The organism is Leptospira bandrabouensis, from assembly GCF_004770905.1.
GTDB lineage: Bacteria > Spirochaetota > Leptospiria > Leptospirales > Leptospiraceae > Leptospira_A > Leptospira_A bandrabouensis.
Genome location: NZ_RQHT01000014.1, coordinates 1,062,783 through 1,077,684 on the forward strand (window position 1 = coordinate 1,062,783; position 14,902 = coordinate 1,077,684).

Annotated in this window: 17 protein-coding genes; 11 read left to right on the top strand and 6 right to left on the bottom strand. The window is 37.6% G+C overall.

Features of this window, described 5'->3' with window-relative positions:
• The first annotated feature begins 142 nt into the window (after positions 1-142).
• Genes EHR07_RS12225 through EHR07_RS12235 form a run of 3 tightly spaced genes read left to right on the top strand, consistent with a single transcriptional unit; the run spans position 143 to position 1,374 of the window.
• Positions 143-421, top strand: a complete 279-nt coding sequence (locus EHR07_RS12225; protein WP_100743805.1) for a FitA-like ribbon-helix-helix domain-containing protein — start codon at positions 143-145, stop codon at positions 419-421.
• Positions 405-803, top strand: a complete 399-nt coding sequence (locus EHR07_RS12230; RefSeq protein WP_135745330.1) for a type II toxin-antitoxin system VapC family toxin — start codon at positions 405-407, stop codon at positions 801-803. The genes EHR07_RS12225 and EHR07_RS12230 overlap by 17 nt, the downstream gene beginning before the upstream one ends.
• 40 nt (positions 804-843) lie before the next feature.
• Positions 844-1,374 carry a DUF1697 domain-containing protein gene (locus EHR07_RS12235; protein WP_135745331.1) on the top strand — a complete coding sequence of 177 codons (531 nt, stop codon included), beginning with the start codon at positions 844-846 and terminating at the stop codon, positions 1,372-1,374.
• 170 nt (positions 1,375-1,544) lie between these two features.
• On the opposite strand, the gene EHR07_RS12240 is transcribed toward EHR07_RS12235, so the two are convergent.
• A complete protein-coding gene (locus EHR07_RS12240; RefSeq protein ID WP_135745332.1) occupies positions 1,545-2,135 on the bottom strand; it encodes a TetR/AcrR family transcriptional regulator in 591 nt (196 codons plus the stop codon).
• Between the two features lie 138 nt (positions 2,136-2,273).
• Between EHR07_RS12240 and EHR07_RS12245 the strand changes: the two genes are divergently transcribed.
• Entirely contained in the window at positions 2,274-3,023 is a 750-nt protein-coding gene (locus EHR07_RS12245; protein WP_208739845.1) for an SDR family oxidoreductase, read from the top strand.
• Here EHR07_RS12245 and EHR07_RS12250 read toward each other — a convergent pair.
• Positions 3,015-3,491 (bottom strand): crossover junction endodeoxyribonuclease RuvC, encoded by a 477-nt coding sequence (locus EHR07_RS12250; protein ID WP_135745333.1) that lies wholly within the window; start codon positions 3,489-3,491, stop codon positions 3,015-3,017. The two genes, EHR07_RS12245 and EHR07_RS12250, sit on opposite strands and share 9 nt — an antisense overlap.
• A 132-nt stretch (positions 3,492-3,623) precedes the next feature.
• On the opposite strand from EHR07_RS12250, the gene EHR07_RS12255 reads away from it, so the two are divergent.
• The 3 genes from EHR07_RS12255 (at position 3,624) to EHR07_RS12265 (ending at position 7,027) form a co-directional block, all read left to right on the top strand.
• Positions 3,624-5,300, top strand: a complete 1,677-nt coding sequence (locus tag EHR07_RS12255; RefSeq protein ID WP_135745334.1) for an acyl-CoA dehydrogenase family protein — start codon at positions 3,624-3,626, stop codon at positions 5,298-5,300.
• Positions 5,301-5,630: 330 nt separating this feature from the next.
• Entirely contained in the window at positions 5,631-6,347 is a 717-nt protein-coding gene (locus EHR07_RS12260) for a hypothetical protein (protein WP_238735349.1), read from the top strand.
• Between the two features lie 17 nt (positions 6,348-6,364).
• A complete protein-coding gene (locus tag EHR07_RS12265) occupies positions 6,365-7,027 on the top strand; it encodes a hypothetical protein (protein ID WP_425270302.1) in 663 nt (220 codons plus the stop codon).
• A gap of 81 nt (positions 7,028-7,108) precedes the next feature.
• Here the strand turns inward: EHR07_RS12265 and EHR07_RS12270 are convergent, their stop codons facing one another.
• From EHR07_RS12270 to EHR07_RS12280, 3 genes are read right to left on the bottom strand one after another with little or no spacing between them, the layout of a single operon-like run.
• Positions 7,109-7,783, bottom strand: coding sequence for an START domain-containing protein (locus EHR07_RS12270; protein ID WP_135745337.1), 675 nt, complete (start codon positions 7,781-7,783; stop codon positions 7,109-7,111).
• A gap of 2 nt (positions 7,784-7,785) precedes the next feature.
• Positions 7,786-9,030 (bottom strand): serine hydrolase domain-containing protein, encoded by a 1,245-nt coding sequence (locus EHR07_RS12275; protein WP_135745338.1) that lies wholly within the window; start codon positions 9,028-9,030, stop codon positions 7,786-7,788.
• A gap of 12 nt (positions 9,031-9,042) precedes the next feature.
• Complete coding sequence (locus EHR07_RS12280) at positions 9,043-9,516, bottom strand: TIGR04452 family lipoprotein (protein ID WP_135745339.1); 474 nt, start codon at positions 9,514-9,516, stop codon at positions 9,043-9,045.
• A gap of 23 nt (positions 9,517-9,539) precedes the next feature.
• On the opposite strand from EHR07_RS12280, the gene EHR07_RS12285 reads away from it, so the two are divergent.
• On the top strand, positions 9,540-10,250 hold the full coding sequence (locus EHR07_RS12285) for a class I SAM-dependent methyltransferase (protein WP_208739778.1): 711 nt from the start codon (positions 9,540-9,542) through the stop codon (positions 10,248-10,250).
• Between the two features lie 90 nt (positions 10,251-10,340).
• Here EHR07_RS12285 and EHR07_RS12290 read toward each other — a convergent pair whose 3' ends face one another.
• Positions 10,341-10,832, bottom strand: a complete 492-nt coding sequence (locus EHR07_RS12290) for a tellurite resistance TerB family protein (RefSeq protein ID WP_409035732.1) — start codon at positions 10,830-10,832, stop codon at positions 10,341-10,343.
• A 120-nt stretch (positions 10,833-10,952) separates the two neighbouring features.
• Between EHR07_RS12290 and metG the strand changes: the two genes are divergently transcribed.
• The 3 genes from metG to EHR07_RS12305 are packed head-to-tail and all read left to right on the top strand — an operon-like array spanning position 10,953 to position 14,900.
• The gene (gene metG, locus EHR07_RS12295) at positions 10,953-12,998 is read left to right on the top strand and encodes a methionine--tRNA ligase (protein WP_135745341.1); all 2,046 of its coding nucleotides are present in this window, start codon (positions 10,953-10,955) and stop codon (positions 12,996-12,998) included.
• Between the two features lie 4 nt (positions 12,999-13,002).
• Positions 13,003-14,298 (top strand): adenylate/guanylate cyclase domain-containing protein, encoded by a 1,296-nt coding sequence (locus EHR07_RS12300; RefSeq protein WP_135745342.1) that lies wholly within the window; start codon positions 13,003-13,005, stop codon positions 14,296-14,298.
• The gene (locus EHR07_RS12305) at positions 14,298-14,900 is read left to right on the top strand and encodes a phosphoribosyl-AMP cyclohydrolase (RefSeq protein ID WP_135745343.1); all 603 of its coding nucleotides are present in this window, start codon (positions 14,298-14,300) and stop codon (positions 14,898-14,900) included. The genes EHR07_RS12300 and EHR07_RS12305 overlap by 1 nt, the downstream gene beginning before the upstream one ends.
• The last annotated feature ends 2 nt before the right edge of the window (positions 14,901-14,902 follow it).

The window sequence follows — 14,902 nt, forward strand, 5'->3', positions numbered from 1 at the left end:
TTAACTATATTAGCTAAAATAGATGAAGAATGTAAAGCAAGAGCTGTCTTAGTTTGCAATGCCTTAAAATTCAGATCAAAGAATGTATGAAAAATGCTTGAAAATTCATGAATTTGAATAGGATTACGATTGGTTAGTAAATATGGCAAATCTTCAAGTTAGAGATATTGATGACAGACTATACGAATCATTAAAGAGAAGGGCGGAGTTGGAACATCGTTCTGTCAGTCAAGAAGTAGTCATGATCATAGAAAGTCATTTAAAAAGAGATAATCTTGAAACAGAGAGACAAACTGTTGAATTTCTAAAACTTACAAATTCTTGGCACGATGAAAAAACTGCGAAAGAAATCATCTCCGACATTCGATCATCAAGATCTAAAAAAAATCGATCAAAGGTGACAGATGAGCTTTTTGATTGATACAGATATTATCATTTATAGTCTTAAGGGAAATGAGAGAGTCCAGAAAAATCTCATCGAAAAAAAGAATTCTTCAAAAGCAATTTCCGTCATTACTTATGGTGAGTTAATCTTTGGTGCGAAAAAATCAAAAAGTAGAGAAAAGAATTTAGCAACCGTATATAGAATTGGCGAACTTTTCCCAGTTATCGAATTGACTAAAGGAATTGTCGAAACATTTGGAGAAGTGAAAGCCGTATTACAAAAAAAAGGAAATATTCTTGATGATTTCGATTTATTAATCGGGTCTACTGCTTTATTTCTAAATTACACATTAGTTACTAATAACGAAAGACACTTTTCCAAGATTCCTGATTTAAGAATCGAGAATTGGAGTAAATGAAGGTAGTATTCCTTTCTAAATTTTCTCACCGCACCCCGCCATGAAATATATAGCACTACTCAGAGGGATCAATGTTGGAGGAAACAGAAAAGTCGAAATGAAAAAACTTCGAATCCTTTTTGAATCCTTAGGATTTACAAATGTTTCCACATATATCAACTCCGGTAATATCATTTTTGAATCCGATGATAATTCAGAAACAGTCCTTTTAAAAATACAAAAGGTTTTTGAGAAAACATTTGATTTTGAAATTCCTACTCTTGTGAAGACAGAAAAGGAAATGAAAAAAATTGCCAAAGCGATCCCAGAGGAATGGCAAAATGATCCAACGCAAAGAACGGATGTGGCCTATTTGTTTCCAGAAGCCGATTCCAAAAAAATCATTGAGGAACTTCCTCTCAAAATAGAATTTTTAGAGATTCGTTATATCAAAGGCGCCATCTTTTGGAATATCAAACGAGAAAATGTAAATAAAAGCCAATTGGCAAAACTCATCAGCCATAAATTGTACAAATCCATGACGATCCGTAATGTAAACACTGCTAGATTTTTAGCAGGAGAAAAAGAGTAAAATTAATTTAGAGATCCCACATTTTCTCAAATCTCTGGAAAATATTTTGAAGAGTAAGTTTGAAATCCACCAGTGGTTTGGTAGTTTAATCTAATATTTTGGAAAACTTTACTTATAAAGTAATCATTTTTTAATTATACTTAAAATAATCGTATTCAATGACCACCATCTCAACCTAGTCCCTTCAATACCGCCTCAATCGTATCCACCAACAACGATTCTCTATCCTCATGACAATGTTGGGCCACAAGTTTAGGGTGAGTGAAAGCCGCTCCTGCCGAAATCAGAATTTCTGACACAAGGTTCACGTCACGTTTTTTGATTTTTTTTTGGTTTATGGCTTCTGTGACCAAACTAGACATTTGGATTCGCATATTGGTCAAATGAGTTTGGATAAAGGGTTTGGACTCTTCTGCTGCCATATCAAAAGCCTTATACAACTCAGGATCTAGTTTCACTTTTTCCAATTTCATGCGGTGGAGATTTAGAAACCAGGTGAGGATCTTTTGGATAGGATCTCGTTTTTCATTCACGAGAAGGTCCTGTTTTTCATCTAACTTCACAAGCCAACGTTCGGAAACTGCATCGAGAAGTGCTGTTTTGTCTTGAAAATGGGAGTAGAGGGCCGCATGGCTAATCCCCATTTCTTTAGCTACATCCACCAATCGAACCTTTTCAAAACCTTTGGCCCGCATTTGGTCGATGGCAATTTCCACCGCTTTGTCTTGGATTTCCGAGGCTGTGAGACCGGTTCTTGGCATAAGGAAAGGATCGGGCCAAAACCTAGAGGGTCAATCTCAAATTACAAAATAAAAAAAATGTTAGTTTTGAAACTTACGGACTTGACTTTTTGTAACTTACAAAATATTGTAAATGTAACTAAGGGAAAGGTAAATATCATGCAATTGAATGGAAATACAATCCTCATCACTGGGGGAACAAGTGGGATCGGTCTTGCTCTTGCAAAACGATTCTCTGATTTGGGAAACCAAATTTTAGTCTGTGGAACCAATGCAAAGAAATTGGAAGAGATTCAGAAAATATATCCCAAATGGGGGACTTATCTTCGTGATATTTCTAAACCTGATGAGAGAGAAAAATTGTTTCAAGAAACTACAAAAGATTTTCCAGAACTCAATGTTCTATTCAATAATGCAGGGATCCAACGGTATCCTAAATTAAATGAATTAGAACCTTGGACAGACTTAGGAAAGGAAATCGATGTAAATTTGGGAGCACCCATTCATCTTTCTATGTTATTCGCTAAACACCTGTTTGCAAAGAAAAATGCGGTCATTCTCAATACAACCTCTGGATTATCACATATTCCTTTGGCTTATGCACCTGTGTATAGTGCGACAAAAGCGGCCTTACATTCTTTCACTTTGACATTGCGGTTTCAATTTCGTAACCAACCGATTGAAGTGATTGAAGTTTCGCCACCAATGGTGGATACAGATTTAGGAATCCCTAACACACATACGGCGGGTCTAAACTTAGATGAATATGCAAATAGTGTTATGGAAGGTTTAAGGAATGGAAATTTAGAAATCACCACTGGATTTTCTACAGTCTCTGCCAATGCGAGTCGGGAACAAAAGAATGAAATCTTTTTGTCAATGAACCAAGCTAGGAGCGCTTCAAACTAAAGATCGACCCACAAAGGCGCAAGCGATGGCGTCCCATGAGTCATCGTGGCCTTTCAGATCTTTGAATCCTAAAATCATTTGGATGGCTGCCCGGACTTCTTTTTTGGTGGCATTTCCTTTGGCGGAAATTCCTTTTTTGATTTGTGTGGCCGTGAGTGATACCACAGGGATTTGTTTTTCGCCGAGGGAAAGTAAGATGACCCCGCGAGATTCCGAGACCTTCATTCCGGTCGTAGTGTTCTGAACAAAAAAGAGTTCTTCTACTGCGGCCGCCTCTGGTTGGAATTCGGTGAGGATGTCCATCAGTTCCTTTCGGATTTGGAGCAGGTTGTCAGGAGAGGGGGTTTTGGGAGCCACTTCAATCGTTCCATAAACTAACAGTTCCGGGTTTCTACGTAAACCAGGTGGAAAGGAAAGAATCGCATACCCTACACGGTGGGATCCAGGATCAATGCCGATGATTTTCAATAATTTCTTTCCTTAACCCCAACTTTTGTCCAGTTTGGGCCTCCCCGACCCAAAACCTAGTCTAAAAATGAAAATGACAAGGTACTTTCTTTCCGTATAGTGGAAGAAAACCACCGCAGGAACGTTAAACACATGACCGCAACGGCAGTGAAACTCGAAAAATCCCAGGCGGAGAAGGCTCTTAGTGCCCAAGCCGCCCTCCTTAATGAAGTTACCAAACGACTAGCTCAGAAAAATTCCGATAACGGCAAAGTATCCGTAAGCAAAATGGACAAAACACAACATGTGTTTTACCAATTAGCTTGGATGACGGCTCAACAACGTGTTGCTGAGAACTTTATCGTTTATGCTTGGGATGCTTCCAAGGGAACTGGTGAATTGGAACAAAAAATGGCTCTTACTTTTGTAGCCGAAACTGTTTCAAACATTCGTTCAGAACTCGCAGCTCGCCCTGCTGAATATGAACTCACATACCAAGAACTATTCACCAAACTTTTTTCAGATGAAATCAATGCTTATGTAGAAGCTGCATCGAAAATGGAAAACTACGAAGCCATTGTAGACAAGATTGTTGATCTTGGACACTTCGGTGCCTATGGTCTTTCCGAAGACCATGAAAACTTCCGCGGAATCTTCAAAGATTTTGCTGAAAACGTAGTGGTTCCTCATGCAGAACACATTCATAGACATGATGATTTGATTCCGGCAGAAATCATCAATGGCTTAAAAGACATGGGTTGTTTCGGTCTTTGTATTCCAGAACAGTTTGGTGGAATCCAACCAGATGATCGCCCAGATAACATTTCGATGTTAGTGGTAACAGAAGAACTTTCTCGTGGTTCCCTTGGTGCCGCAGGATCACTCATCACTCGTCCAGAAATTATGTCCAAGGCTCTCCTCAAAGGGGGAACCGAAGAACAAAAAAACAAATGGTTACCGCTACTTGCTTCCGGTGAAAAATTCGCAGGAATTATGGTAACAGAACCTAATTACGGTTCTGACGTGGCAGGAGTTTCCGTAACAGCAAAAGAAGTAGACGGTGGATTTGTAATCAACGGTGTAAAAACTTGGTGCACATTCGCAGGTTATGCGAATCTCCTACTTATCCTTTGCCGTACAGAATCTGATCCAAGTCTCAAACACAGAGGTCTTTCCATCCTACTGGCTGAAAAACCATCCTTTGAAGGACATGAATTCAGTTACAAACAAGACGGTGGCGGAACCATCCAAGGAAAAGCAATCGGAACCATCGGTTACCGAGGAATGCACTCTTACGAAGTATCTTTCGAAGATTACTTTGTGCCTAAAGAGAACCTTCTTGGTGGGGATGCAGGACGAGGAAAAGGATTCTATTTCCAAATGGAAGGATTTGCTGGTGGACGTATCCAAACTGCAGCTCGTGCCAATGGTGTGATGCAAGCGGCTCTTGAAGCAGCTCTTCGTTATTCCCAAGAACGTAAAGTGTTCGCAAAACCAATTTACGATTACACTTTAACTAAGTTCAAAATCGCGAAGATGGCTATGATTGTGCAAGCAACTCGCCAATACACAAACTATGTAGCAACTCTACTCGATGAACACAAAGGTCAAATGGAAGCAACACTTGTTAAATTGTATGCATCCAAAATTGCTGAGTGGGTGACTCGTGAAGCAATGCAAATTCATGGTGGTATGGGTTATGCGGAAGAATATCCAGTATCAAGATATTTTGTTGATGCTCGTGTATTCTCTATCTTTGAAGGTGCAGAAGAAGTAATGGCACTTCGAGTAGTTGCGAAAGACCTACTTGACCAAGCACTTGCTTCTTAATTAGAAACTAAGTCTATTTAGTCGAAAGGATAAAAATCCAATCTGCAAAATACAGGAAAAAGCCCGAGAAATCGGGCTTTTTTTATATCTTCCAACTTCTACTTTAAACTTACTAAAAGACAAACCATTACTATCATAAATATGGAATGTCTAACCAGAGTGATCTTATCTCTGTTAAACTTCGTTTTTAATGATAGACGTTTTTCGTTTGACCCCATTAGAATTATTTATATTACCTAGTAGAAATTCAAAAATAAACTAAATATGAATCTAAAGTTAATATTCTCTTTTATCATTTTTTTTGTTTTGAATCTCTTTTGCAAAACGCCAATGCCTGAGTTGAGTTCGGAAGCAAAACTTTCCAAAAACAAAATGATCTCGATTCGATGGACAACCACTGACCCTATTCTTGCAAAAGTTTTTAATGAAATTTTTCCGGTTCCACCGGCCATTTTGTTAGATGAAAATACAAAGGTTGTAGATTTGACTACGGTTCCTTTACCAGAACCAAACCCAGACCATGCACCCAAACCAAAAGAAGAAAAACCAATAGATCCAAATGAACTTCCAAGATGGGATCGTGGATTTGAATTGTCAAATATTGATAATCTGACGGTTGTCATTCGCAAAGAAAGTCAAAGGCCATTTTATAGTATAGGAGTGAGTTTACTTGCATTAACAATGTTGTACTACGGGACAATGGAAACAGAAGCGGAACTAGTTTGGACTTCTGGTGAATCTAATTTGCATAGAATTTCTTTTTTATCCACTCATGAAACCATTTGGGCACCGATGCCATTCTACATAGGTACAGGTTCCAGTATTGTGGGACCTGCTTTTAATTCGAATCGTTACCCTTCAAAATTACAAAAATATTGTGTACAAGAAAAACCAGGTAAACTCAGAGAATCACTGGAACAATCGCAAACAGAAAATTGCAAAGAGTATGAAACATTTCTTAAGCGATTATTCCTTCAAAATTATGATAATATCCATTTACAGTTGAAAGAATGGGAAAAAAGAAACCAGGATTGGTTCCAACCATAACCAAGGTAAATTTTCATTTGATTTTGAACCGAAAACTTAAATTATTTCGCCAAACAATTCTTAAAACCTTAATGTTTTTATCCTTAATTTTTGGATTCGGGATATTTCCTTTACGAAACCTTCAATCCGTTTCCATTCCAAAAGAAAATTGGAAATTGGTTTTATATGGAGGTATCTTTACAACCACAGATCTCATCCCCATTGTATTCCGCCAAAAAACCGACTACAAAGAATCTTATATAGGTACTATAGGAATTTCTCGGCCATTCGATTACCGAATTCGTTGGTTTGATTTTTTATGGGAAGGAAATGTCACCAAACATTTTGGAGAAATGAATCATTGGGAAGTAAACGGATTTTATATTGTAAAAATTGAAAGAATGTATGATTCACCATTTAGTTTATCGTTAGGCGAAGGTTTGTCTCTTGCTTCTGAAAATCCAAAGTTAGAAAATAAAGCGAAAGGATACTATTTGGATGGTTTACAAAAAGATGCGATCGAATCTAGGGCATTACTGAATTACATGATGGTAGAATTTAGTTCGTATTTGCCGTTTGAACGAAAAACGGAAGTTTTTATCAGAGTTCATCATAGGTCAGGAATTTTTGGATTGTATTGCCCACCCGATCCCAACTGTGGATCCAATTTTATAAGTTATGGTTTAAGAACCACATTTTGACTACAGAGAACCTAACAAAAGTTCCCTGTGAAGCCAAAATACAGTCCTGATTTATTATAACTTGTAAAAGCAGAGGTTTAATTAGTTTTTCGTTGGCTCTTTGATCCAATCAAATTTTGCGTCTTTATGTTTTCCTTCTTCAACTAATGTTTTTAGATTCAGAAGTGATTCGTAAGGAGTGTCAGTTAATACTAAATTGATGACGGATTGAGGAACAGATCCACCCGGTTCAAAGTGAGCTTGGTATTCAATTTTTAGTTTTCCATTGGTCTGTGGAATGATACGCCAAACACCTTCAAAGTTTTCCATACGAGTGACTCCAGAAGGAGTAGGCCGTGCATTGGAATCAAGGCGTTTGATTTTCATAACAGTGGCTAAAGTTTTTTCATTTTGTTCAAATCCTCGGTCCATAATCAAATCACGATCATTGACTGGCCAAGGAGCACCATTGCGAAGGTAAACCACTGATTTTTTTTCAGTACCAGAAAGCACAGTGAGTTCTTTGCATTGATGATAAAGGTTTTTGCAAGAAGCCGGATCTGTCAAAAGAGCGATGACTTGAGAAATCGATGCATCTAATTCGGTTCGACCTAAAAATTCATCTAAATTGGAGCCAGGAAAAGGACGTGTCAATACTTGGATTCCTTTTTTACGTTTGGACTCCGACCATTCTGGTGATTGGCCAAAGAGTGAAGATAAATTTGATAGGAAAGAGATTCCTACTAAAGTCAAAATTAGAATTTGTTTTTTTGTCATGGTTACTTACCTATTTGTTGATGAATGAGTGGTCTTACTGTTTCTGCAAAGAATAATGAGGTTGAAGAAGCTGGTAACAAACTCAATCCATTTTTTCTTCCAATATTATTTACCGCAAGGATTGCCATATAATTTCGATTTTTATCTAACCAAGGAAAGAATCCATTAATCCCAATGCTGTGCGAAATGAGGTCTTTATCACATTCAGCAGGTATATCAGTAGTGGTGCAAAATCTCCAGTTGCCAAGTCCGTATTGCCAACGGTATCCGAAAGCAGAAAATTGTGAGTAACCTATCTTTGCTCCGTTGTATTGGTCTGACAATATTTCTCTCACCGATGTGGTAGAAAGGAAATTGGCGATATTTCCTCCAGCGGCATTTTTTGCAGTTCCGTTTGTCAGTAAAACATTAAGCATTCGCGCATAATGTTCTGGAGAAATGGAGAGACCATAAGCACCTGACAAACTTCCATCTGTGTCCTCGCCTGATCTAAAATTCCCTTTCCAAACTGCTTGATTTACATCCCAACCTAATGGATTGACGATGAGTTGCCTAAAAATAGTATCCCAAGTTTTTCCGCATGATATCTCTAACATGCGTTGTGCGACTGCCATATGATTTGAATTATATTGGTATAAAGCACCAGGTGTTCCTGTGGATTGATCCCTGATTTCATTGACACAGCTGTCCTTTTGGGTCCCTGATGCTCCGACGGGTAAACTAGAGATACAAGTGGCTTGCCCCGAACCATTGCCTCCACCAGCATTGAGACCTGATGTAAAAGATAATAATTGCCGAAGGGTAATGGTTCCCTTTGTCCCAGTCCAACCAAGGACATCTCCCGTGGTTCGACTTAAAGATAAAGTTCCACCAGTAGCGCAAGTTCCTGTTGTGACAGTCCCACAATTTGCATATGTGGTACTGTCAGCATTACAATCTATGGCCCTCATGGTTGTGATGGCAGTGACCCATTTGGAACCAGAAGCAATCGGTCGATAGGTATTATAATCTAAAAGAGATTGTCTCGCATAAAACCTATTACCTGACCCATCGAATACTTGGAAACTTGCACCTTCATCTGTAGTTTTTGCATATTGATCAAAACAGGAGTCAAGGCTATAGCAGGAACCTAAAATTCCCGCGACAAGTAATGACAGCGCGTTTTTATCTGTTGATACGGGTTTTTGACAATTGACTATTATAGAAGAAAAAACTGATACGAATATAAGTGAAAATATAAATTTCATTGTTTACCTCATTTAAAAGCGAATTGGTTCCAAGGTAATCACTTTACCTGTATTTTCTAAATCACAGGAAGCAAATTCCGGAAGTAATAGTGCATCACGAGCTACTCCCCCAACGTTTGTTAAACTATCATAGACGGCACCCAAAACCAGAGCACCTTTCGTTCTGATATCCGATTCGCACTGTAACACCGAGTGCTCTATAAAAAATTCCTCATCATCGATATCGGAAAGATAGGAATATAAAATTTTGGCTAAAAAACCATTGATTAAGAGAAGAGGTGAAATAGGACCCTGTCCTCCTTTCATTCCTGATTGTGACAACCAAAAGGAGGAGGCAGTGGATTCTGCTTCAAAAATTGCCTCGGAAATTCGTTTTTTTGCCTCAGAACCTTTGACGGCCCCATAAGTGGGTATTCCAATTGCTTCGGTAAACATACAATTTGTCAGAAAGACAAAGAAAAGAATGGCTAGAAAAATTTGTCTCATGAGTATTTTATCCTTATTAGAGAATGAAACGATCTGTTAACTTTTCCTTTAATCACATGATTCGGATTCCAGAGCCAGAACTTATGAATGACCCTACACAAGTAGAGTCCTACGCCCAAGCTGACTTCGAAACTGCGCATTCGTTTCTCATTCGTAAATTTCAAGATAGACTTCCTCAAAGGTTTAGTCCTGTATCCGTCTTGGATTTAGGATGTGGCCCAGGTGATATGTCATCTCGACTGTATTCACAATTTCCAAATGCGAATTTTACGTTTGTAGATGGTTCTGCGTTCATGTTAGATCTTTGTAAGAAGCGTATGGATATAATGGTTCTAAAAAAAAGAAACCAAAAAATAGAATTTAAAAAAGAACTCGTTCAGGAATTTGTTCCTGAATCTTCCTATGATTTAGTTTTTTCAAATTCCTTATTACATCATTTACATGATCCATTTGAATTCTGGGCGGCAGTACAAAGGTCGATTCATCCAGATAGTTTTATTTTTATCTCCGACCTAATGCGACCAGATTCATTAAACATGGCTAACCACCTAGTAGAGCGTTATGCGAATAATGAACCTGAAGTATTAAAAAGAGATTTTTTTAATAGTTTGCTTGCCGCTTACCGACTGGAAGAAATAAAGGAAATGTTGGAAATCGTGCGACTCGATTCAAAATTAAATTTAGAACCTATTACCGACCGTCATTGGATTTGTTATTCTAAACCAAGGCTTTGATGATTCTAAAATGCCTTGGTTTTCAAAATCGTAGTTCTTCTTTTTTTATTAAAATAGAAATCGGAATTTTGAATTAGAGTTTTTGATATCTCAATTTAAATATTTTTTCTCAACTCTAACTTTGTCCATATGGCTAATTTTCAATTCGCTAGCCAAGTCTTCCAAAAACCGAATTTCATCCTTGTTGAGAGAACCATCGGAAGCAACGATACATACAGCATCTTCAAAAAAATTCAATGCATACTCGTCATTGTCAGAAACCACTTTCGTTATGGTTTTCATTGGAAGAGGATTTTCGAATGTTTTTGATAAGATGTCTAAAACTTGTTTTTTTTGAGATTGGAATCCACTAAGTAGGCAATCTGGTTCAAATAATACGTTCACTAATTCCCCAACAATTTCCCCTTCTTTTTTTTTGAACTGACCATCCGCATGACAAGCATAGGACCATAAACTAAGCAGGACTTTGGCGTATTCAATATGAAGGTCACTTTCGATGTCCAGGGTGGATTGGATGGAATCTGGATGAATCTTTTTGTTCCCTTTGACTTGTTTCAAATTTTGGACGATTTTCTTTGCCATAACAATCAGGAATTGTATTGCTTTGGATTCTCCGTTCAACTTCATTTTTTTACTCTTTTCTTGATTTTTCAGAAAAATAGGCTGAATTGGAACTTCGAATCAGGAAACTGGAATTAATCTATGTCGAAAAATATACTCGTTACAAGTGCGCTTCCCTATGCCAATGGTTCCATCCATTTAGGCCATGTGTTAGAAGCAGTCCAAACAGACATCTGGGTACGTTTCCAAAAGTTAGTTGGGAACAATTGTTATTTTTTCTGTGCTGATGACACACACGGAACTCCCATTATGATTGCCGCAAAAAAAGCAGGCAAAACACCCGAGACAATGATTGAAGAAGTACAGAAGGAACATTATAAAGACCTTACTTCTTTTGGCGTGTCGTATGATAACTATTATACGACAAATTCGGAAGAAAACAAAAAATTTTCAGAGTCCATTTATCTCACCTTAAAGAAAAAAGGACATATCGTTGCACGTAACATCGAACAGTCGTACTGCGAACATGACAAAATGTTTTTACCTGACAGATTCATCAAAGGAACTTGCCCTAAATGCGGGGCAAAAGACCAATACGGTGATTCTTGTGAAGTATGTGGAACTAGTTACTCTCCAAAAGATTTAAAAGATTCCTATTGTTCCATTTGTGGAACCACACCTGTCCTCAAAGAATCCAAACATTTGTTTTTTAAACTCCAAGACTTTCAATCGCAACTGCAAACTTGGATCGAAGGCGATAGCCGATTGAATGAAGGAGCGCAGAAAAAACTAAAGGAATGGTTTACCTCTGGATTACAAGAATGGGATATCAGTCGAGACGGCCCATACTTTGGTTTTGCAATTCCTGAAGAAGAGAATAAATATTTTTATGTTTGGTTGGATGCTCCGATCGGATATATGGCATCCTCTATGAACTTTTTAAAAGATGAAAAGAAGTTCAATGAAATTTGGAAAGAAGGGAAAGGTGAGATTGTTCATTTTATCGGAAAAGATATTTTATACTTTCACGGACTTTTTTGGCCAGCAATGCTTATGGGAGCAGATTACCAAACACCATCCCAACTGAATGTTCATGGATTTTTAACTGTCAACGGTGAGAAGATGTCCAAATCCAGAGGAACATTTATCAACGCATCTACATTCGCAAAGTATTTGGATGTAGAACATTTCCGATTTTATCTCGCTTGCCGTTTGGGTTCAGGAATGGAAGACGTGGATATTTCTTTCGATGATTTTGTATCTAGAGTCAATTCTGATCTTATTGGAAATCTTGTGAACTTGGTATCCCGAGTTTCTACTTCAATTCTTGATAAAATGGATCGTAAATTAGGTGCTCTTTCGGAAGAAGGAAAATCTTTAGTTTCGGAACTTTTATCTAAAGAAACAGAAATTCGCGAAGCTTATGAGTCACGTAACTATTCAAAGGTGATGCGTGAAATTACCGGGCTTGGGGATAAAGTCAATAAATATGTTAATGATTATGCGCCTTGGAATTTAATTAAAACCGATGTAGATAAAGCAAGAGAGGTAGTAACAACTTCCCTTAATTGTGCAAAGATTCTATTTACATATTTAGGTCCGGTAACTCCTAAAATTGTAAGTTCAGTTGCCGAACTTTTCCAAGTGGAAAGTTTAAGTTTTTTAAATTTGAATGGAACACTCGAAAACCAAGTTCTTGGTCCATACCAAATGTTATCAAAACGCGTAGAGGAAAAAAATATTTCGCTTATGATTGAGGAAACCAAAGAAGCATTTCAAAAAGCTAATCCAGAAAGGTCAAATGTCGAATCTGGAAAAACAACAGCTCCTGCTACGGGAGCTACTACTGTTTCGGAAGATGGATTTATCACCATTGATGAACTTTCTAAAGTAGAACTTCGAGTAGGACAAATTTTGGAAGCAGGACCTGTGGAAGGTGCCGACAAACTTTTGTTTGTAAAAGTTAACCTTGGAGAAAAAGGAATCAAAAATGTTTTTGCAGGGATCAAAGCGAGTTACAGTGCAGAAGAACTCGTTGGGAAAAAAGTGGTAGTTGTTGCCAATTTGAAACCAAGACAAATGAAATTTGGATTATCGGAAGCAATGTTACTCGCATCAGGAAAAGAAAAAACTTTATCTTTATTTGTTCCTGATCGTGACGCAAACCCTGGTGATCTTTTAAAATAAACTTATGGCAACAAAGTCAGAACAAATCTTAAAGGAAAAGGAAATCGAAGGGATTAAATTTAGCCTCTACGGGAAAATCATAATCTTTTCTCTTTTGACAATTGTTACTTTCTTTGTTGCTCAAACTTTATTTGAATTATTAACGATCGCCTCTATTTCGTTAGGTTTAAATTTAGTTTTATATATATTGTCCAAGTTTTTGAAACGAGGGAAATTTGTTTCCTTTGTCGGGTTGTTTTGTGTTTTGATTGATTTATTCATCATCACGATCCTTCCGTTTATTTGGTACAATGCTGTTGGTGGTGAGTCGCAAGTCCCAAGAACTTACTTAATTAAAACTTATTTACACTTTATTATCGCAGCAACGTTAGTGATGAATGCCTTTAGCATCCAACCTATTTATCCAATGATTTATGCTTTGGGAGTAGTGATAAGCCAAGCTGGGATTTTGGTATATGCGCAACAAGATCCCAGGTTTGTGAGTACAGAAAGTTTTAAAGAAGCATTTCTTGGACCTGCTGCCCATGTAAATAACTACATCATGTCAATGGGGATCATAGGCGTTTTAGGATTTTTTTTGGCATATCTTACATACCGTGTTAGGCGAATAGTTTTGGCAGCGGTCACAAACGAAATCAAAATGTCTCAACTTTCTCGTTATTTTTCTCCAAATGTTGCCAACCAAATGGGAGAGGCTGGCGATGAATTCTTTAAACCTGGTGGTAAGGAGTCAACTGTTGCTGTTTTATTCTGTGATATAGCCAATTTCACTCAGATTTCAGAATCCTTAGGACCTGAAAAAACCATGTCACTTCTTTCCGAATACCATAGTTTTATGTTAGATACCGTTTTTGAACATAGTGGCACACTAGATAAATTTATCGGAGACGGTATGATGGTAACTTTCGGAACTCCTCATCCAGGAAAAGAAGATGCTACGAACGCGATTCGAGCTGGCGTAGCGATGTTACAAGCATTGTCTCTTTGGAACCAAAAAAGAGAATCAAATGGAGAAAAACCAATTGCCATTCGTATCGGAATCCACTACGGCCCTGTTGTTGTTGGAAATGTAGGTGTGGAAAAACGATTGGAATACACTGTCATCGGTGATACAGTCAATGCGGCAAGTAGATTGGAATCTTTAGGAAAAGATTTAAAACGAAACTTCCTGATTTCGAAAGAATTATATGATCAAATATCCTTAGAATATCGTCAAAATCTAAAAATCAAATCGATGGGTACTTTGTCTCTTCGTGGAAAAACAAAAACGACTGAAATTTTATCTGTGGAGACTAATTGATGATACAACTCCCAAAAGAAAAAGAAATCACCATCATATCAAAACCTTCTCTCCAATCAAATGAAGTGAGTTTAAAAGTAGTGAACGCAGATTTTGCACAAAATTTTGTGAATCATTTTGATTTTACTAAAAAACAATTGTTTATCGATTGTGATGAAGATGCATTATTAGAAATCGATCCCAATTTGAAATGGTTCGATAAACGTCTGTTATGGGAATCTGGAAATTTAAAATTAACAGAAGGAGAATGGATTTCCTTTCAAAATACCATTCCTGCACTTTCTCCCTTCCTTGCACAAGATAAGTCTGGTAAAGATTTGATGTTGGCCTGGGGAAAAAAAGAAAGTCTTCTTTCTGCTGTGGAATCTGGTTTGGGCACCTATTATAGTCGTTCTCGAAAAGGAAAATGGGTGAAAGGAGAAGAGTCTGGCCACCTCCAAAACTTAGCTGCCATTTATATACATTCGAATCCTTTTTTTGTACAGTATGTTACAGACCAAATTGGTGCTGCATGTCACACAGGTTATTATTCTTGTTTTTTTCGAGAGTTGGGTGCGAATGATTCTATTTCATTCGTCTATACAAGTAAGGTGGGAGAGTAGAA